This window comes from Pseudomonas sp. JY-Q (assembly GCF_001655295.1).
Classification (GTDB): domain Bacteria; phylum Pseudomonadota; class Gammaproteobacteria; order Pseudomonadales; family Pseudomonadaceae; genus Aquipseudomonas; species Aquipseudomonas alloputida.
Genome location: NZ_CP011525.1, coordinates 564,781 through 583,307, shown reverse-complemented (window position 1 = coordinate 583,307; position 18,527 = coordinate 564,781). Strand labels below are relative to the sequence as shown.

The window sequence follows — 18,527 nt, the reverse complement described above, 5'->3', positions numbered from 1 at the left end:
CGCAGAAACTCACTGGGCCAGCGGCAGAACCTGCCAGCGCCCGTCTTGCTGAATCAATTGCCGATCACAATCCGCCTCGAGAGCAGCACTCAACGGCTGGCCAGGCAGAGCCTGAACCACACGCTGGCCCTCGTTGCGCAACTGGCAGACTTGCTGCCAGAGGGCCGCATCGCCACTGTCCGGCATCCAGATGCCGCCAGTTGGCAATACGACCTCCGCTCGCCCCAGTGTGACCAGGGTCTTCAAATCCGTGGAGAAACCAGTGGCCGGGCGCGCCCGGCCAAAGTCGGCGCCGATATCGTCGTAGCGCCCGCCCTGGGCGATCGATTGGCCTTCGCCTGGCACGAACACGGCGAACACCACGCCCGTGTGATAGTGGTAACCACGCAGCTCGCCGAGGTCGAAGTACAGCGGCAGGTCCGGGTAGCGCGACGCCAGGCGATCAGCGATCGCCAGCAGGTCGTCCAGCGCCGCCAGCACGCTGGCCGGGGCGCGACCGAGGCGCACGCGGGCTTCAGCCAATACTTCACGACCACCGCACAGCTCGACCAGGGCGCGCAGCATGCTGCCCAGGTCTTTCGGCAGGTCGGCGGTCAGCGCCTGCACTTCATCGACAGCCTTGCGTTGCATGGCGTCGAACAGCTGCTGTTCGACCGCGCCAGACAGGCCGGCGGCACGGGCCAGGCCGCGGTAAATACCGACGTGGCCCAGGTCCATGTGCACATCCGGTACATCGGCCAGTTGCAGCGTGGCGAGCATCAGGCTGATGACTTCGACGTCGCTGGTAGGGCTGGCATCGCCGTACAGCTCGGCACCCAGCTGGATCGGGCTGCGCGAGGTGGACAGGGCACGCGGCTGGGCGTGCAGCACGCTGCCGGCATAGCACAGGCGGCTCGGGCCCTCACGGCGCAGTGTGTGCGCATCGATACGCGCTACCTGCGGGGTGAAGTCGGCGCGGAAGCCCATCAGGCGGCCGGACTGCGGGTCCACTACCTTGAAGGTGCGCTGATCCAGGTCCTGGCCGGCGCCGGTAAGCAGCGACTCCAGGTACTCGATATGCGGGGTGACGACCAGTTCGTAGCCCCAACTCTGGAACAGGTCCAACACCTGGCGGCGCGCGATTTCGATGCGCGCAGCCTCAGGTGGCAGTACTTCCTCGATGCCATCTGGCAGCAGCCAGCGGTCTACCGTTGCCATTACGCCATTTCCCCTCTGGTCCGGGCGGCTTGCCAGCAGGCAAACCGTCAGAAAAGCCGGTATCGCGCACAGCAGCGGGCAGCACTGATCCCAGCGCAGCCACCGTACCCGACACCCTCAAATTGCCTTGCGAGCTGACCAAACTGTCAACCGGCGCTGTGCCAATCAACCTTGCAGACGCAAAAAAGCCGGGAAATTTCCCGGCTGCCTCATCATACACCCCTTTTCATTCAGGATGCACCCCGCCTGGTGCATTAGCTGCCAGGCGGGGTGCCGCTGCATGAAAATCAGGGCCTGAGCATCACGGTCTGCTCTTGTCCAGGTAACGGAAGAATTCGTTCTTCGGGTCCAGGACCATCACGTCGCTCTTGCTCGAGAAGCTCTCGCGGTATGCCTGCAGGCTACGGTGGAACGCATAGAAATCAGCGTCCTGGCTGTAAGCCTTGGCATAGATAGCGGCCGCTTGGGCATCGCCATCACCACGGGTTTCTTCTGCTTCGCGATAAGCCTCGGCCAGCAGCACACGGCGCTGACGGTCGGCATCGGCACGGATACCCTCAGCCAGCTCGTTACCCTTGGCACGGTGCTCGCGGGCTTCACGCTCACGCTCGGTGCTCATGCGGTCGAACACGCTGCGGTTGACTTCCTTCGGCAGGTCGATGGCCTTGACGCGCACGTCGACCACCTCGATGCCCAGTTCCTTGCTCGCCATGCGGTTCAGCGATGCAGTGATGTCAGCCATCAGTGCATCACGTTCACCGGAAACCACTTCGTGCAGGGTACGTTTACCGAACTGGTCGCGCAGGCCACTTTCCAGACGACGCGACAGACGCTCGTCGGCGATCTGCTTCATGCCGGACGTGGCGGTGTAGAAGCGTTCAGCGTCCTTGACGCGCCACTTGGCGTAGGCATCGACCATCACCGCTTTCTTTTCCAGGGTCAGGAACCGCTGGGTAGGCGCGTCGAGTGTCATCAGCCGGGCGTCGAACCTGCGCACCTGGTTCACGTACGGAATCTTCACGTGCAGGCCTGGCTGAACATCCGCCTGGACCACCTTACCGAAACGCAGCAGTACCGCCCGCTCGGTCTGGGACACGATGTAGAAGCTGTTCCAGGCCACAATGGCCAGGACCACGGCGGCGATCAGGGCGATCAGCGATCTATTGCTCATCAGCGGCTCTCCCTAGTACGCAGCGGCTGCTGTTGCTGTTGCATGTCCTGCGCGGCACGAGCGGCCGCATCGTTAGCCGATGGCGACGCGCTGGTGGTTGGCACGGACGGCTTGCGGCTGCCTTCGACCATCTTGTCCAGCGGCAGGTAGAGCAGGTTGCTCTGCCCGTCCTTGGTTGCCACCATGACCTTGCTCGAGTTGCTGTAGACCTCTTGCATGGTCTCCAGATACAGACGCTCACGGGTTACGTCAGGTGCCTTGCGGTACTCGGCAAGCAGCTTGGTGAAGCGGTCTGCCTCACCCTTGGCGCGGGCAATGACTTCGTCGCGGTAACCATTGGCATCCTCGATGATGCGCTGGGCCTGACCACGGGCTTCCGGCACCACGCCATTGGCATAGGACTCGGCCTGGTTGCGGGCACGCTGCTCGTCTTCGCGGGCGCGGATCACGTCGTCGAAGGCTTCCTGCACTTCACGCGGGGCTGCCGCGCTCTGTACGTTGACCTGGGTAACGGTGATACCGGTGCGGTAGTTGTCGAGGAAGCGCTGCAGGCGTTCGCGGATATCCACGGCCATCTGCTCACGACCTTCGGTCAACACCTGGTCCATCGAAGTGGAACCCACCACGTGGCGCAGGGCGCTGTCGGTCGCGTGCTGCAAGCTCACCTCAGGCTGGTCGACGTTGAGCACGAAGTCCTGCAGGTTGCTGATCTTGTACTGGACGGTCAGCGGCACCTCGACGATGTTCTCGTCTTCGGTCAGCATCTGGCCCTGCTTGGTGTAGGCACGCTCACGCGTGACGTTTTCCATGTACTTGCGATCAATCGGCGGGAAGTAGATGTTCAGGCCGGGACCGACCGTCTCATAGTACTTGCCGAAGCGCAGCACAACCGCCTGCTCCTGCTCGTCGACCACATACACGGCGCTGTACAGCCAGATTGCAGCCAGCACCGCCAGGCCGATGCCCAGCAGGCCCAGGCCACCGCCCTTGCCGACATTGCGATCACCGCCGCCACGTTTCTTGCTGCCGCCGAACATGCCATTCAGGCTGTCCTGCAGTTTGCGGAAGGCCTCGTCCAGATCCGGTGGACCTTTCTTGTCACCACCGCCGCCACCGCGGCGGCCGCCCCAGGGATCCTGATTGTTCGAGTTGCCACCCGGCTCGTTCCAAGCCATAGCGCTCTCCATCTGATAAAGCAAAGACGCGCCCACGGCGCGCCGTCCAATGCTACAGAATGCCTGTCACTGCTGCCCGGCGACCTCGACGAGCATTTATTGCAAAGTGTGTTGCTGGACAAACACTTGCGGCTCCATGCCTTCGCGGCTGACCAGGCGATTCAGTTCGACCATGGGCAGTCGCACGCTCAGCAGGCTGCGCCCTTCTTCATCATGCTCTTCACTCTGCACGGCACCCAAGGCAAAGAATTGCGCGCGCAAGCGGGCAAAACGCTGCTCCAGGCACAGGGTACCGACAAACAGATCATCCCCCAGCAACTCGGCAACCGCCTGGCCAACCAGCTCCAGGCCACGCCCATCGCGTGCCGATACCCAGACCCGTTCCGGCTTGCCATCGGCATTGCGCTGGATCTGTGGCTCGACATCTTCGAGCAAGTCGAGTTTGTTGTACACCTCCAGGATCGGCAACCCCTCGGCACCAATCTCACCCAACACCGCCAGCACCTGCTCGATCTGCTCCATGCGCTCTGGCTCATGGGCGTCGATCACATGCAGCAGCAGGTCGGAGTTGCTCGACTCTTCGAGCGTAGCCCGAAATGCCTCGACCAGCTTGTGCGGCAGGTGGCGAATGAAGCCTACGGTGTCGGCCAGCACGATCGGCCCCAGGTCGTTGAGCTCGAGCCGGCGCAGGGTCGGGTCGAGGGTGGCGAACAACTGGTCCGCGGCATACACCTCGGATTCGGTCAGGGCGTTGAACAGCGTGGACTTGCCGGCGTTGGTATAACCCACCAGCGACACCGAGGGGATATCCGCGCGCTTGCGCCCGCGACGCGCCTGCTCACGCTGGCTGCGCACTTTCTCCAGGCGTGACTTGATCTGGCGTATACGCACCCGCAACAGGCGGCGGTCGGTTTCCAGCTGGGTTTCACCCGGGCCGCGCAGGCCGATACCACCTTTTTGTCGCTCAAGGTGAGTCCAGCCGCGCACCAGCCGCGTGCTCATGTGCTCCAGCTGGGCCAGTTCGACCTGCAGCTTGCCTTCATGGGTACGCGCCCGTTGGGCGAAGATATCGAGGATCAACCCGGTACGGTCGAGCACACGACACTCGAACACACGTTCAAGGTTGCGCTCCTGACTGGGCGTGAGGGTGTGATTGAAAATCACCAGGTCTACCTGTTCGGCATGGACCAGGTCGTGCAACTCTTCGACCTTGCCACTGCCAATCAGGTATTTGGCGGAAGGCTGATGCCTTGTCACCGTGACCAGCGAGACGATGTCGGCACCGGCCGACAATGCCAACTCCTGAAACTCCTGCGGGTCTTCGCGCGCCTCAGGGTTCTGACCTTCCAAGTGAACGAGCAACGCCCGCTCACCACCACCGTGGCGCTCAAAGAACAATGCAGGCTCCTATCAGGCGTTGCCTGGCTCGCTGTCGCCGTGCTCGCTGTCGGTCGGGCTTGGCAGGCGGACCGGACGGGCCGGAACTACGGTCGAGATGGCGTGCTTGTAGACCATCTGGCTGACGGTGTTCTTCAGCAATACCACGAACTGGTCGAACGATTCGATCGAGCCCTGCAGTTTGATACCGTTGACCAGGTAAATGGATACCGGGACCTTTTCTTTTCTCAAGGTATTCAAGTAAGGGTCTTGTAGCGAATGCCCTTTTGACATATGCCGCACTCCTGTAAGGATAAATAATAGAAAATCAATAAAAACGATAAATTAGGCCGCCCCTTCGCAAGAATAGACGGCAATCAGCAGGGACTCAGCTCAATATGGAGATGGCCCCAAGGTATTTCAAGGTGCGGGACAGATTGTCGCAGGCCAGGCTGTCAAGCCAGTGCACGTCAGGCCAGCCACGCAACCAGGTGAACTGCCGCTTGGCCAGCTGCCGGGTAGCAATGATACCGCGTTCACGCATCTCATTCTCAGTCAGCTTGCCATCCAGGTAATCCCACACTTGCCGATAACCCACTGCCCGTATAGACGGCAGCCCGGCGTGCAAGTCACTTCTGGCTCGCAGCGATCGGACCTCGTCAACGAAGCCCTGTTCCAGCATCTGCGAAAATCGTAACGCAATTCGCTGATGCAAAATGTGACGATCTGTAGGAGCAATCGCCAAACTGGCGACAGTATAGGGCAAATGTCCGCCGGCGCCTGCGTCTGCGCCGCGACTTTCCGCGAATTGACGCCGACGATGAGCTGTCATGCTCTCGCCGCTCACCCGGTACACCTCCAAGGCCCGGATCAACCGCTGCGGGTCATTGGGGTGGATACGTGCCGCGGACTCCGGGTCGACTTCGGCCAACTGGCGGTGCAGCTCGGCCAGGCCCAGGGCTTCAGCCTGCGCTTCCAGCTCGGCGCGCACCGCCGCATCGGCGGCCGGCATATCGGCCAGGCCATCGATCAACGCCTTGTAATAGAGCATGGTGCCGCCGACCAGCAGCGGGATCTTGCCGCGCGCGGTGATCTCGGCCATGGCCTCCAGCGCGTCGGTACGGAACTGCGCGGCGGAATAGCTCTGCGCCGGGTCGCGAATGTCTATCAGCCGGTGCGGGTGGGCAGCGAGGACTTCTTTCGACGGCTTGGCCGAACCGATATCCATGCCACGGTACACAAGTGCCGAATCGACGCTGATCAGTTCACACGGCAGCACCGTGGTCAGTTCGATGGCAAGGTCGGTCTTGCCGGCCGCCGTCGGACCCATCAGGAATATTGCAGGGGGCTTGCCGCTCATTTCATCGACCGCGCAGGAAAAGTTTGTCCAGATCGTCCAGGCCCATCTGAGTCCAGGTAGGACGGCCATGGTTGCACTGGCCGCTGCGCTCGGTGTTTTCCATGTCGCGCAGCAGGGCGTTCATTTCGGGAATTGCCAGGCGCCGGTTGGCGCGCACGGCACCGTGGCAGGCCATGGTACCGAGCAGTTCGTTGAGGTGCGCCTGAATGCGATCACTGGTGCCGTACTCCATAAGGTCGGCAAGCACGTCCTGCACCAGGCGGTTGGCTTCAGCCTGCTTGAGCAAGGCCGGGATCTGGCGAATCGCCAGGGTCTCAGGGCCCAGGCGCTGCAATTCGAAGCCCAGGCGCTGAAACCACTGTGCATGCTCTTCGGCACAGTCGGCTTCACGCTGGCTAAGGGCCAGGGTCTCCGGCACCAGCAGCGGCTGGCCACTCAGGCCCTCGCTGGCCATGGCCACCTTGAGGCGCTCGTACATTATCCGCTCGTGGGCAGCGTGCATGTCCACCAGCACCAGGCCAACAGCGTTCTCGGCCAGGATGTAGATACCCTTGAGCTGCGCCAGGGCATAGCCTAGCGGGGGAATGTCGCCCTGGCTTTCGGGCAGTGCCGTCGCAGGCGCTGCACCGGTTTCCAGCGGCTTATAGAACTCGCGGTACACCGCCTGTGCCTCTGCGGCCGGCAGCGGCTGTGAGGGACGTGGGGTGTATTGATACTGGTAACCGGCGCCACTGCCACCATTGGAAAACGACTGTTGTGGGGCTCGAGGCTGTTCAAGCACCGGCGAGGCCAGGCGCATTTCACCCTGGGGCCCGAACTCACCGGCCTGCTGGCCCGTGGGCCGAACCAGCTCAGGTACGGCAGCAGGTGCGGCCAGCTGGTCTTCCGGACGTACATCGGCCAAGGCACGGTGCAAGGTGCCATACAGGAAGTCATGCACCGAGCGCCCTTCACGGAACCGTACTTCATGCTTGGTAGGGTGCACGTTCACATCGACGCCGTTGGGCTCCAGCTCCAGGAACAGCACGAACGTGGGGTGGCGGCCGTTGAACAGCACGTCCCGGTAGGCCTGACGCACGGCATGGGCGACCAGTTTGTCGCGCACTGCCCGGCCATTGACGAAGAAGTACTGCAGGTCTGCCTGGCTGCGCGAGAACGTCGGCAAGCCGACCCAGCCCCAAAGGCGCAGGCCGTTGCGCTCGACGTCGATCGGCAGTGCCTGCTCCATGAAGCCCGGGCCGCAGATGGCACCCACCCGCCGTGCACGGGCGGTTTCGTCGTGGGCCTCGTGCAGGCTGAGGATGCTCTTGCCATTGTGGCGCAGGTGGAAGCCGACATCGAAACGGGCCAGCGCCAGCCGCCGGATCACTTCCTGCAAGTGATCGAATTCGGTTTTCTCGGCTTTGAGGAACTTGCGCCTGGCCGGGGTATTGAAGAACAAATCGCGCACTTCCACCGAGGTACCGACCGGGTGCGCCGCCGGCTGCACGCGCGGCGTCATGTCACGGCCTTCGGTTTCTACTTGCCAGGCCTCACTGGCACTGGCGGTACGCGAGGTCAGGGTCAGGCGCGCCACCGAACTGATCGAGGCCAAGGCCTCGCCACGGAAGCCCAGGCTCAATACCCCTTCAAGGTCTTCCAGCTCGCGGATCTTGCTGGTGGCGTGTCGGGCCAGGGCCAGCGGCAGGTCGTCGGCAGAAATACCGCTGCCATCGTCCCGCACCTTCAGCAGTTTGACGCCGCCCTGCTCGACTTCGATATCGATGCGCCGGGCACCGGAGTCCAGGCTGTTTTCCAGCAGTTCCTTGGCTACAGACGCCGGCCGCTCGACAACCTCGCCGGCGGCAATCTGGTTGGCCAGCCGCGGGCTGAGCAGCTGAATTCGCGAACCGCCACTCATCATTGCGCGGCCAAGGTTGTGGCGGGTACATCGAGGCGCTGGCCAACCTTCAGCTCATCGGTCTTCAGGCTGTTGATGCTGCGCAGGCTGGCCACGCTGACCTGGTAACGCACGGCGAGCATTGCCAGGGTTTCGCCAGGGCGCACGGTGTGTTCACGCGGGCCGGCGGCGATCTTGCCGGTGTCACGCAGCCAGGCGATGTAGGTGCCAGGTGGCGGGTTCTGCTGGAAGTACTGGTGCACCCCAGTGCGGATCGACCGGGCCAGCGCCTGCTGGTGGCTGGAGGAGGCCAGTTTGGCTGCTTCGTTGTTGTTCGAGATGAACCCGGTTTCAACGAGGATCGACGGAATATCCGGCGACTTCAGCACCATGAACCCGGCCTGTTCCACACGCTGCTTGTGCAACGAAGTGACACGCCCCATGTTGCCCAATACCTTTTGCCCTACGTTGAGGCTGGAGCTGAGCGTAGCGGTCATCGACAGATCAAGCAGCACGCCCGCGAGCATGCGGTCCTTGTCGTCGAGGCTGACATTACCCGCACCACCGATCAGGTCAGAACGGTTTTCCGTGTCGGCCAGCCAGCGCGCCGTCTCGGAGGTGGCGCCACGATCGGACAGGGCGAACACCGAGGCGCCAAAGGCTGCGCGCGACGGGGCCGCGTCGGCGTGAATCGAAATGAACAGGTCGGCGCCTTTCTTGCGGGCGATTTCCGTACGCTTGCGCAGCGGAATGAAGTAATCACCGGTGCGGGTCAGCTCTGCACGGAAACCTTTTTCGCTGTTGATCTGACGCTGCAGCTCCTTGGCGATCTGCAACACGATGTCTTTTTCGTGCTGGCCACGCGAGCCGGAAGCGCCAGGGTCTTCGCCGCCGTGCCCGGCATCGATGGCAACCACGATGTCACGCTTGCCACTGGGTACCGGTGGCAGCTTGATCGCCGGCTGGGTCGGCGTCACTGGCACCGCGGGCGTTGTCGCAGGCGTTTGTACCGGGGCCGGCGCAGGTGGCGGCGTGCTGGCCGCGATAGCGTCAGCCTCCTGGTCATACAGGTCGACCACCAAGCGGTTGCCGTACTGTGCGTTGGGCGCCAGGGTGAAGCTTTTCGGGGTAACCGACTTTTTCAGGTCGACCACAACCCGAAGGTCGGTTGGCGTACGCTGAGCCGAACGCACACTGCTTATCGGCGTGTTGGAGGTGGCCACATTCAGTGGCGCGGCCAGTGTTGCGCCATTGATGTCGATGACCAGGCGATCGGGTGCGCTCAGGGTGAAGACACTATGCTGCACGGGGCCAGACAGGTCGAAGACCAGCCGCGTGTTGTCCGGTGCGCGCCACAGGCGCATGCTCTTGACTTGAGTGACGGCCAGAGCCTCAACGGTCACCGTTGTCAGCAGCAGCCCAACGATGGCGACCAGTGCGCGTATGCGCATACCTACCCCACTTACTGTTTATAGTGTTCGGCCAGTGCCACGCACCAGGCCTCGCCGCGAGCCCCCTGCGGCGAAAGGTTCAGCGAGCGTCCACTCGCTTGGGCGCTTATGGTAATGGTCAGGTCAGGCTTTGGCAAAACGCCCGCACCCTTTTGTGGCCATTCGAACAGGCACAGCGGGTCGCCCTCGAAATAGTCACGAATGCCCATGAACTCAAGCTCCTCCGGGTCGACCAGGCGATACAGGTCGAAGTGAAAGGCTCGGACCTCGCCGATTTCATAGGGTTCGACCACGGTGAACGTCGGGCTTTTCACAGCCCCAGTATGGCCCAGACCGCGGATCAGGCCACGCGACAGGGTTGTTTTACCCGCGCCCAGGTCGCCCTCAAGGAAAATCACGCCGCGACCGCCGGTCACCTCGGCCAGTGCTGCACCGAATTTGACCGTGGCCTCTTCATCGGCCAGAAACAGATTTAAGCCAGACACGCAGAATGCTCCTCCAACAACTCACGAATGACCGGCGCCAGATCACTGGCCGCCAGGCCTCTACCTTTTTTGCCAAGGCGCTCGCCGGCACAGGCGTGCAGCCACACCCCCAGGCAGGCTGCGCCCCAGGCATCCAGGCCTTGGGCCAACAGGGCTGCCAGCACGCCAGTCAGCACATCGCCCAGGCCGGCGCCGGCCATCGCCGGGTGCCCGCGCTCGCACAACGCCAGCTGCCCGCTCGGGGCTGCCACCAGTGTGCCAGCCCCTTTGAGTACACAGACGCTGTTATAACGCCGCGCCAGCTTGCGCGCAGCGCCAGGGCGGTCGGCCTGCACGGCCTCAGTGGCAATGCCCAGCAGCCGCGCCGCCTCCCCCGGGTGCGGAGTAAGGATGCTGCCACTGGGCAGGGCCAGCGGGGTTCGCGCCAGCAAATTCAAGGCATCGGCATCCCACACTTGCGGCCGCTCGGCGTTGGCCACCGCCGACAACAGGCTGCAGCCCCACGCCGCCTGCCCCAGGCCGGGCCCGACCACCAGGACCGAGGCGCGCTCCAGCACACCCATCAGTTGGTTGGCCGAACGGACACCCAGGCACATGACCTCGGGCAGGCGCGCCAGGCTGGCCGACACGTGCTCGGGCCGGGTTGCCACGCTGACCAGCCCGGCGCCGCAACGCAGGGCGGCTTCGGCACTGAGCAACACAGCGCCTCCGGTACCCAGGTCGCCACCGACCACCAGTACATGGCCGAAGTCGCCTTTGTGGGCATGCGCCTGCCGCGCCGACAGGCGGGCAACCGTCACGCTGCTGAGCAATTGTGGGGCATTACTGGGGTGTTTGGTCTGCGGCATGGGGTCAAAGGCTCCAATGTCTGGCAGAATTATACGCACCTGAGCCCGTATTGCCTTGCCCATCCATGTCCGCCTCTATACCTGACCTCGCCCAACTGACCCAATCGATCAAGATTTGGGGCCAGGAACTCGGTTTTGCCCATGTTGGCATCGCCGGGGTCGACCTTGGCGAACACGAACACCACCTGCAGCGTTGGCTCGACGCCGGTTATCAGGGTGAAATGGAATACCTGGGCGCCCACGGCAGCAAAAGGTCACATCCCGACCAGCTGATCCCCGGCACGGTACGCGTGGTCTCGCTACGTATGGACTACCTGCCCGGCGACACGCAGATGGCGCAGCGCCTTGCCCAGCCCGAGAAGGCCTACGTGTCACGCTACGCGCTTGGCCGGGACTACCACAAGCTGGTGCGCAAGCGCGTGCAGTTCCTCGCCGACCGCATCCAGGAAGCCATCGGCCCGTTCGGCTACCGCGCCTTTGTGGACAGCGCCCCGGTGCTGGAAAAAGCCCTGGCCGAACAGGCTGGGCTGGGCTGGATCGGCAAGAACACGCTATTGCTCAACCGCAAGGCGGGTAGCTACTTCTTCCTTGCCGAACTGTTCGTCGACCTGCCGTTGCCGGTGGACGAAGCCACCACCAGCGAGCACTGCGGGCGTTGCCAGGCCTGCCTGGACATCTGCCCGACACAAGCGTTTGTCGGGCCCTATGTGCTGGATGCGCGACGCTGCATCTCATACCTGACCATCGAGCTGAGGGGCGCGATCCCTGTCGAGTTACGCGCAAAGATGGGCAACCGAGTGTTCGGTTGCGACGACTGCCAGATCGTCTGCCCCTGGAACCGCTTTGCCAAGCACAGCCAGGAGCAGGATTTCCAGCCACGGCATGGGCTGGAAAATACCGACCTGGCGGCGATGTTCCTGTGGGATGAACGCACCTTCCTGCGCAAGACCGAGGGCGGGCCTTTGCGGCGGGCGGGGTACGAGCGGTTCTTGCGCAACCTGGCGGTGGGGTTGGGCAATGCGCCCTCCACGATTCCGGTGATCGAGGCGCTGAAGGCCAGGCGTGACGATGAATCGGAATTGGTGCGCGAGCATGTGGAGTGGGCGCTGGCCCGACACGATATTTCCTAGCCACACAATCTTTGCAGGAGCGGGTTCACCCGCGAATGCTGTGGCGGCGGCACAATTGAACGCCTGGTAGAAACTGGCCGACAGGCCCGGGCCTTTCGCGGGTAAACCCGCTCCTACAGGGCTGCATCAGGCTACTGCTGGTCGTTGTAGTGGAACTTGGGCATTTCCCAGTGGAAGCGTATCGCCAACAGGCGCACCAGGAAGCCGCCAAACAGAGTCAGCAACATCGCCTGCTCCGCCGGCACCTTGAAATACACGCATCCCAGATAGAACCAGGCCGCCGCAAATGACACACTGGCATACAGCTCACGGCGGAACACCAGCGGGATGTCGTTGCAGAAGATATCCCGCAGGATCCCGCCAAACACCCCGGTGATCACCCCGCTGATCGACGCCACCAGCATGCCCTGCCCCATCTCCAGCGCCGTCATGCAACCTATCAGGGTAAACGCCACCAGCCCCAGGGCATCAAGCACCAGGAACAGCGAGCGAAGGCGGCGCATCATTGGCGCAATGAAAATGGTCAGCAGCGCCGCAAAACTGGTCAGCACCAGGTACTCAGGGTGCTTCACCCAGGTCAGCGGGTAGTGCCCGAGCAGCACATCACGCACCGAGCCACCCCCAAGCGCAGTGACGCAGGCGATCAGCACCACGCCAAACCAGTCCATGCCGCGACGCCCGGCAGACAGCGCGCCAGTCATGGCTTCGGCGGTAATGGCGATAAGGTAGAGCATCAACAACATGGTGCGGGTCCGTGCGGGAAAGGCGCGCAGTCTAACCAGTTGCCCAAGGCACCAAAAGGGGGCGCAGAAACAATATCTGCGCCGTTTCGACTCACAGCTTGATGAAGTGCTCGCGATAGTGACGCAGTTCGGCGATCGATTCGCGGATATCGTCCAGCGCCAGGTGGGTATTGCCCTTCTTGAAGCTGTCACGCACGTCCGGCGCCCAGCGCGCGGCCAGCTCCTTGAGGGTGGAGACATCCAGGTTGCGGTAGTGGAAGTAGTTTTCCAGGTTGCGCATGTGGCGATAGAGGAAACGACGATCCTGGCAGATGCTGTTGCCGCAGATCGGCGACTTGCCTTTAGGCACCCACTGCTCGAGGAAGGCGATGGTCTGTGCCTCGGCTTCGGCCATGCTGACCTTGCTCTCGCGCACGCGCTGGGTCAGCCCCGAAGCGCCATGGGTGCGGGTGTTCCACTCGTCCATGCGCGCCAGCACTTCGTCACTGTGGTGGATGGCGATCACCGGGCCTTCGGCCAAGGTATTGAGCTCGCTGTCGGTGACGATGGTGGCCATTTCGATGATGACGTCGCTGTCCGGATCCAGGCCGGTCATTTCCAGGTCGATCCAGATCAGGTTCTGTGGGTTTTGCATGCAGGGGCTCCTCATATAGGCGGTCATATTAGCCTAGTGGCCAAGGCACGCCCATTCACGGCACAAAGGTGAGCAGAATAGTCCAGCGGCTGGCGTGCTAAACTGCCTGCCGTTTTCAATGCCCCACGCCGGGCCTCTCTTACGGTACCTTCATGGCCAAACGCCAGCTCAATCGCCGCCAAAACTGGCGGATCGAAAAAATCCAGGGCGAGCGCGCCGCTCGCGCGGCCAAACGCGAGCAGCATGCACTGCAGGAACTGGAAGGTGGCGACCTGGGGCCGGAGCAACTGGGCCTGGTGATCGCGCACTTCGGCGTGCAGGTAGAAGTTGAAGCTCAGGATGGCGAAACCGCAGGCCAGGTGTTCCGCTGCCATTTGCGCGCAAACCTGCCAGCACTGGTCACCGGCGACCGTGTCGTGTGGCGTGCGGGTAACCAGGGCATCGGCGTAATCGTGGCGCAGATGCCGCGCAGCACCGAGCTGTGCCGGCCGAACAACCATGGTCAACTCAAGCCGGTGGCAGCCAACGTCGACCTGATCGTGATCGTGTTCGCCCCGGCGCCGGAGCCGCACCCGAACCTGATCGACCGCTATCTGGTAGCGGCCGAGCACGCCGGCCTGCGCCCGCTGCTGCTGCTGAACAAAGCCGACCTGATCAACGACGAGAACGGCCCCGGCCTGCATGCGCTGCTGGAGGTCTACCGCGAACTGGGCTACCCGCTGCTGGAAGTTTCGGCACACCACGGCGACGGCATGCAGCGCCTGCAGCAACAACTCGACGGCCATATCAGCGTGTTCGTCGGCCAGTCGGGGGTGGGCAAGTCGTCGCTGGTCAACAGCCTGCTGCCAGACGCTGGCACCCGCGTCGGCGACTTGTCGGAATGGTCAGGCCAGGGTACCCACACCACCACCACGGCGCGGCTTTACCACTTCCCCAATGGCGGGGACCTGATCGACTCGCCGGGTATTCGCGAGTTCGGCCTTGGCCATGTCAGCCGCGACGACGTGGAGGATGGCTTCATCGAGTTCCGCGACCTGTTCGGCACCTGCCGCTTCCGCGACTGCAAGCATGACCGCGAACCGGGCTGCGCGCTGCTCAAGGCACTGGAAGAGGGGCGCATCAAGCCGCAGCGCATGAACAGCTACCGCTCGATCATCGCCAGCCTGGCAGAAGACAGCTACTGAAACGCTCGAAATGAAAGTTGCCGCGCCCCCTTGTAGGAGCGGGTTTACCCGCGAATACGGTGGCGACTGCAACGGTGAACGGCGGGTGGAAATTGGCCAGCAGGTCCGGCCCTTTCGCGGGTGAACCCGCTCCTACGACGGCCTGCGCCCAATCACCGATGCGTATGTAGGAGCGGCTTTAGCCGCGAACACCGGCAACGCCGGTGCCATTCACCGCACTGGCGGCTTCGCGGGTAAACCCGCTCCTACAGTGATCGCGCCAGCGTTCAGGTGGTGGGTAGCACAGTTGCCCACCCCCAAAAGCCGCTTACTGATCCTTGGCTTCATCCATCTTCAGCGTGCCATCTTCAAAGATGTTCAGCTTCTGGCGCAGCTCGCGCGGTTGCATCGGTGCCTGTTCAGTTGCCCCTGGGTCAGCCGGTGCCGAAGCCCCTGGCGCAGCACCACTGGCTGGCGCTGCAGGTGCCGTTGGCGCAGCTGGCGGTGTTTCCGGCGCACCCTGCTCACCTTCGATATTGCGCTGGGCTTTCTTGGTCAGCACGATGATGTCGATACGGCGGTTGACCGGGTTGAACGGGTCCTTGCGGTCGAACAGTGACGACGAGGCGTACCCCACCACCCGTGCCACCTGGCCGTCCGGGTAACCACCCGCCACCAAGGCACGCCGCGCGGCGTTGGCGCGGTTGGCCGACAGCTCCCAGTTACCGTATTCGCCAGTGCCAGCATACGGCTTGGCATCGGTATGGCCGCTGATGCTGATCTTGTTCGGCACCGCCTTGATGGTGTCGGCCATGGCCAGCAGGATATCTTCGAAGTAAGGCTGCAGGCGCGCGCTACCGATGTCGAACATCGGTCGGTTCTCAGCATCCATGATCTGGATGCGCAGGCCGTCCTGGGTGATCTCGAACAGGATCTGGTCCTTGAACTTCTGCAGCTGCGGGTTCTCTTCCACCTTGTTCTGCAGTTCCTGCAGCAACAGCTCCAGACGCTCGCGCTCGACCTGCTCGGCCATGGTCTCGACCTGGTCCTTGTTCAGCTGAGTGGGGGACTGCTGCGTCGGCTCGGTCTTCACTTCCGGATTGATCGTTTTGTCCGGCGCCATCTCCGGGGAACCCCCCAGGTCGATGACATAAGGCGTGCCACTCTCGGAGAAACCAATAGGGTCCTGGAAGTAGCCGGCAATGGCGATCTTCTGCTCAGGCGTGGCCGTGGACAACAGCCACAGCACCAGGAAGAACGCCATCATCGCCGTGGCGAAGTCGGCAAAGGCGATTTTCCAGGCGCCACCATGGTGGCCGCCGCCAAAGCGCTTGACGCGCTTGACGATGATGGGCTGATTGTTCTCCATGACTCAGCGACCGCGAACCGCTTGTTCCAGTTCGGCGAAGCTTGGGCGGTGCTTGGGGTACAGCACCTTGCGCCCGAACTCGACCGCCAGCGAAGGTGGCATGCCCGACGCCGAGGCCACCAGCGAAGCCTTGATCGATTCGTAGAGGTTCAGCTCTTCCTTGGCATCGTGCTCAAGGCACTTGGCCAAAGGGCCGAAGAACCCGTAAGCCGCCAGAATACCGAAGAAGGTACCCACCAGCGCCGCACCTACGTGCATACCGATGGCCGCCTGATCGCCATCGCCCAGCGAGGCCATGGTCACCACGATACCCAGTACCGCCGCAACGATACCGAACCCGGGCATACCGTCGGCGATGCCGGTCACCGCGTGGGACGGGTGCTCCAGCTCTTCCTTCATGCTCAGCAGTTCCATGTCGAACAGGCCCTCGAGCTCGTGCGGGGCCATGTTGCCGGTGGACATGATGCGCAGGTAATCGCAGACGAACGCGGTCATGCGCTCATCGGCCAGTACCGTCGGGTACTTGGCGAAGATCGGGCTGGCTGCGGCGTCCTCGATGTCGGCCTCGATGGCCATCATGCCTTCGCGACGGCTCTTGTTGAGGATTTCGTAAACGAGGCCCAGCACCTCCAGGTAGAAGGCATGGCTGAAGCGCGAGCCGAACATCTTCATCGACTTCTTGATGACGTGCATGGTCATGTGGCCAGGGTTGGCCTGCAGGAATGCACCAAAGGCCGCACCGCCGATGATCAGTACTTCGAACGGCTGGATCAGCGCTGCGATCTTGCCGTGGGAGAGCACGTAGCCGCCGAGCACGCTCGCGAATACGACGATGATGCCGATAATTTTAGCCATAGGTTCAAAGCACTTGCTGTCGTGGTCAGGGGAAGAGACGGGAGCTTTAAAACTCTTCTTCTACTTATCGGCAGAACTGCGCCAGACTATAGCCACTCAATGCGAAAAGCCAGTTCGGACTGATGTCAAAATGCCAATTGAAACCAAGGTGCCCACTCAGGCCCCGCGTACGCTAGAGGCCTGGGTAAAGCTGCTCGAGAGTGTTCGCATCCCCGTGCCGAAGCACAGCTACGACCGGGTCATGGCTGCCATCCACGATAGCCGTCGCTCGCTGCGCGATATCGCCGAACTGATGCAGGATAGCCCGGCACTGGTGCTGTCAGTGATGCGCGAAGCCAATCACCCCACCAATGCCAGCCTTGCCGAACCCGCCGAAAGCCTGGAGGTCGCTCTCAACCGCCTGGGCCTGGAGCGCAGCGAGCAGCTTCTCAAACGCCTGCCGGCGCTGCCCGTGGAGGAAATTCCGCCGGTACTGTGCCAGTTCCAGATGATCAGCCAGCATGCGGCACAGCAGGCCAGCGGCCTGTTCGCCAGCCGCCTGGCACGGCTGTGGCAAGAGATTCACTGGGGCAGCCTGCTGTTCCTGTCGCCACTCTGGCCACTGGCACTGGCCTACCCCAAGCTGCTCGACACTTGGGAGCTGCGGGTTATCCACAAAGGTGAAGACGCCGCCCACGTCGAGGAAGAACTGTTTGGCGTGCGCATCATGGCGCTGTGCCAGACCATGGCCGAGTATTGGCGCCTGCCCCAATGGGTCACCCAGGGTTATCGCCTGCTACTGGAAGAGCGCGAACAACTGGCCCAGGTGCTGAATATCGCCCGCGACGAAGACCTGCTCAGCCAGCAACACCGCCTGGACGCCGAGCCCGGCCTGCGGCGCTGGTTCAACCAGCCGGCCAATACCGTACTGCTGGCCAACAACCTGGCCCTGGCGGCACAGGTCGGCTGGGACAACCCGCACCTGCTGCGCTGGCAACTGCTGACCGCGCTGTACCTGCAAACCTCGCTGGAAGATGTGCAGCAGCAGGTGCACCAGCAGGCTGCAGCCAGCGCCCGCCGCCACGCTCGGCATGCCCTGTTCCACCCGGCCGAGGCCTTGATCTGGCCGTGGCACCAACGCCGCCCTCACCCGGACATGCTGGCCCCGCCACCGCCCAGCAGCGACGACCTGGCACGCTGGCGCACGCTGTGCCAGCACCTGCTGGCCCAACCCAGCCCGTTCACCAACACCGTGCACCTGGCCACGCAGGCCCGTGAGGCCCTGCTGGCCTGCGGCATGCAACGCATCATGCTGCTTAGCCTGGACAAGGCCAGTGACTACCTGCGCGTGCAGCAAATTGCCGGCCTGCCCAAGGAGGCCGGGGCTCTGGCCCTGCAGGTATCGCAGAACAAGCTGCTGCAAAAGCTGCTGAGTCAGGCCGGGCAGTTGCGCATCACACCGGAAAACCACAGCCAGTTCTCGGCGCTGTTGCCCGCCCCGCTACGCACCTTGTTCCGCAGCGAACATGTACTGCTTCGCTCGCTGGCTGCGAACGACCAGGTGCTGATGCTGTTGGTGGCCGACCAGGGCTGCCGGCCTTTGGCCGATATCAGCGTGCAAGCCTTCGGCAAGACCGCGCAATGCATCGAGCGGGCCTTGTCGGTGTTTACCAACCGCAAGGGTTGAGCCTTGCGCTACAATCGCCCCTCT

17 protein-coding genes are annotated in these 18,527 nt (G+C 63.0%); 3 read left to right on the top strand and 14 right to left on the bottom strand.

The genetic code is table 11. The features are described from left to right. Window positions 1-9 precede the first annotated feature (9 nt). The 10 genes from AA098_RS02535 to AA098_RS02490 all read right to left on the bottom strand — a co-directional run bounded on the left by AA098_RS02535 (window position 10) and on the right by AA098_RS02490 (window position 10,943). On the bottom strand, window positions 10-1,197 hold the full coding sequence (locus tag AA098_RS02535; protein WP_010955481.1) for an ATP phosphoribosyltransferase regulatory subunit: 1,188 nt from the start codon (window positions 1,195-1,197) through the stop codon (window positions 10-12). A 301-nt stretch (window positions 1,198-1,498) separates the two neighbouring features. After that, window positions 1,499-2,368: a protease modulator HflC gene (gene hflC, locus AA098_RS02530; protein WP_003249538.1), complete on the bottom strand. Its 870-nt coding sequence runs from the start codon at window positions 2,366-2,368 to the stop codon at window positions 1,499-1,501. After that, window positions 2,368-3,543, bottom strand: coding sequence for an FtsH protease activity modulator HflK (hflK, locus tag AA098_RS02525; protein ID WP_064613794.1), 1,176 nt, complete (start codon window positions 3,541-3,543; stop codon window positions 2,368-2,370). Before hflK ends, hflC begins: the two co-directional genes overlap by 1 nt. Before the next feature lie 96 nt (window positions 3,544-3,639). Next, window positions 3,640-4,941 (bottom strand): ribosome rescue GTPase HflX, encoded by a 1,302-nt coding sequence (gene hflX, locus AA098_RS02520; protein ID WP_003249534.1) that lies wholly within the window; start codon window positions 4,939-4,941, stop codon window positions 3,640-3,642. A gap of 12 nt (window positions 4,942-4,953) precedes the next feature. Beyond that, window positions 4,954-5,214 carry an RNA chaperone Hfq gene (hfq, locus tag AA098_RS02515; RefSeq protein ID WP_003249532.1) on the bottom strand — a complete coding sequence of 87 codons (261 nt, stop codon included), beginning with the start codon at window positions 5,212-5,214 and terminating at the stop codon, window positions 4,954-4,956. Between the two features lie 94 nt (window positions 5,215-5,308). Next, entirely contained in the window at window positions 5,309-6,280 is a 972-nt protein-coding gene (gene miaA / locus AA098_RS02510) for a tRNA (adenosine(37)-N6)-dimethylallyltransferase MiaA (RefSeq protein WP_004577530.1), read from the bottom strand. 1 nt (window position 6,281) lies between these two features. Then, the gene (gene mutL, locus AA098_RS02505; protein WP_004577531.1) at window positions 6,282-8,180 is read right to left on the bottom strand and encodes a DNA mismatch repair endonuclease MutL; all 1,899 of its coding nucleotides are present in this window, start codon (window positions 8,178-8,180) and stop codon (window positions 6,282-6,284) included. Continuing rightward, window positions 8,180-9,610, bottom strand: a complete 1,431-nt coding sequence (locus AA098_RS02500) for an N-acetylmuramoyl-L-alanine amidase (RefSeq protein WP_003249525.1) — start codon at window positions 9,608-9,610, stop codon at window positions 8,180-8,182. The genes mutL and AA098_RS02500 overlap by 1 nt, the downstream gene beginning before the upstream one ends. Before the next feature lie 11 nt (window positions 9,611-9,621). Further along, entirely contained in the window at window positions 9,622-10,080 is a 459-nt protein-coding gene (tsaE, locus tag AA098_RS02495) for a tRNA (adenosine(37)-N6)-threonylcarbamoyltransferase complex ATPase subunit type 1 TsaE (protein WP_371914700.1), read from the bottom strand. A 2-nt stretch (window positions 10,081-10,082) separates the two neighbouring features. Continuing rightward, complete coding sequence (locus tag AA098_RS02490; protein ID WP_004577533.1) at window positions 10,083-10,943, bottom strand: NAD(P)H-hydrate dehydratase; 861 nt, start codon at window positions 10,941-10,943, stop codon at window positions 10,083-10,085. A 65-nt stretch (window positions 10,944-11,008) separates the two neighbouring features. Between AA098_RS02490 and queG the strand changes: the two genes are divergently transcribed. Next, window positions 11,009-12,073, top strand: coding sequence for a tRNA epoxyqueuosine(34) reductase QueG (gene queG / locus AA098_RS02485; RefSeq protein ID WP_064613792.1), 1,065 nt, complete (start codon window positions 11,009-11,011; stop codon window positions 12,071-12,073). Window positions 12,074-12,204: 131 nt separating this feature from the next. Here queG and AA098_RS02480 read toward each other — a convergent pair whose 3' ends face one another. Continuing rightward, window positions 12,205-12,816, bottom strand: a complete 612-nt coding sequence (locus AA098_RS02480; protein WP_003249516.1) for a trimeric intracellular cation channel family protein — start codon at window positions 12,814-12,816, stop codon at window positions 12,205-12,207. Window positions 12,817-12,907: 91 nt separating this feature from the next. Continuing rightward, complete coding sequence (gene orn, locus AA098_RS02475) at window positions 12,908-13,450, bottom strand: oligoribonuclease (protein ID WP_003249514.1); 543 nt, start codon at window positions 13,448-13,450, stop codon at window positions 12,908-12,910. 152 nt (window positions 13,451-13,602) lie between these two features. Between orn and rsgA the strand changes: the two genes are divergently transcribed. Next, a complete protein-coding gene (gene rsgA, locus AA098_RS02470) occupies window positions 13,603-14,634 on the top strand; it encodes a small ribosomal subunit biogenesis GTPase RsgA (RefSeq protein WP_003249512.1) in 1,032 nt (343 codons plus the stop codon). A 307-nt stretch (window positions 14,635-14,941) separates the two neighbouring features. Here the strand turns inward: rsgA and motB are convergent, their stop codons facing one another. Together motB and motA are read right to left on the bottom strand one after the other, a co-directional pair. Further along, the gene (motB, locus tag AA098_RS02465; protein WP_003249509.1) at window positions 14,942-15,982 is read right to left on the bottom strand and encodes a flagellar motor protein MotB; all 1,041 of its coding nucleotides are present in this window, start codon (window positions 15,980-15,982) and stop codon (window positions 14,942-14,944) included. 3 nt (window positions 15,983-15,985) lie between these two features. Continuing rightward, entirely contained in the window at window positions 15,986-16,837 is an 852-nt protein-coding gene (gene motA, locus AA098_RS02460) for a flagellar motor stator protein MotA (protein WP_003249507.1), read from the bottom strand. A gap of 130 nt (window positions 16,838-16,967) precedes the next feature. Between motA and AA098_RS02455 the strand changes: the two genes are divergently transcribed. Further along, window positions 16,968-18,503, top strand: coding sequence for an HDOD domain-containing protein (locus AA098_RS02455; protein WP_003249505.1), 1,536 nt, complete (start codon window positions 16,968-16,970; stop codon window positions 18,501-18,503). Window positions 18,504-18,527: the final 24 nt, after the last annotated feature.

Coding starts and splice junctions, on each gene's coding strand:
- AA098_RS02535 (WP_010955481.1), bottom strand. CDS start 1,197: ATGGCAACGGTAGACCGCTGGCTGCTGCCAGATGGCATCGAGGAAGTA.
- hflC (WP_003249538.1), bottom strand. CDS start 2,368: ATGAGCAATAGATCGCTGATCGCCCTGATCGCCGCCGTGGTCCTGGCC.
- hflK (WP_064613794.1), bottom strand. CDS start 3,543: ATGGCTTGGAACGAGCCGGGTGGCAACTCGAACAATCAGGATCCCTGG.
- hfq (WP_003249532.1), bottom strand. CDS start 5,214: ATGTCAAAAGGGCATTCGCTACAAGACCCTTACTTGAATACCTTGAGA.
- miaA (WP_004577530.1), bottom strand. CDS start 6,280: ATGAGCGGCAAGCCCCCTGCAATATTCCTGATGGGTCCGACGGCGGCC.
- mutL (WP_004577531.1), bottom strand. CDS start 8,180: ATGAGTGGCGGTTCGCGAATTCAGCTGCTCAGCCCGCGGCTGGCCAAC.
- AA098_RS02500 (WP_003249525.1), bottom strand. CDS start 9,610: ATGCGCATACGCGCACTGGTCGCCATCGTTGGGCTGCTGCTGACAACG.
- AA098_RS02490 (WP_004577533.1), bottom strand. CDS start 10,943: ATGCCGCAGACCAAACACCCCAGTAATGCCCCACAATTGCTCAGCAGC.
- queG (WP_064613792.1), top strand. CDS start 11,009: ATGTCCGCCTCTATACCTGACCTCGCCCAACTGACCCAATCGATCAAG.
- AA098_RS02480 (WP_003249516.1), bottom strand. CDS start 12,816: ATGTTGTTGATGCTCTACCTTATCGCCATTACCGCCGAAGCCATGACT.
- orn (WP_003249514.1), bottom strand. CDS start 13,450: ATGCAAAACCCACAGAACCTGATCTGGATCGACCTGGAAATGACCGGC.
- rsgA (WP_003249512.1), top strand. CDS start 13,603: ATGGCCAAACGCCAGCTCAATCGCCGCCAAAACTGGCGGATCGAAAAA.
- motB (WP_003249509.1), bottom strand. CDS start 15,982: ATGGAGAACAATCAGCCCATCATCGTCAAGCGCGTCAAGCGCTTTGGC.
- motA (WP_003249507.1), bottom strand. CDS start 16,837: ATGGCTAAAATTATCGGCATCATCGTCGTATTCGCGAGCGTGCTCGGC.
- AA098_RS02455 (WP_003249505.1), top strand. CDS start 16,968: ATGCCAATTGAAACCAAGGTGCCCACTCAGGCCCCGCGTACGCTAGAG.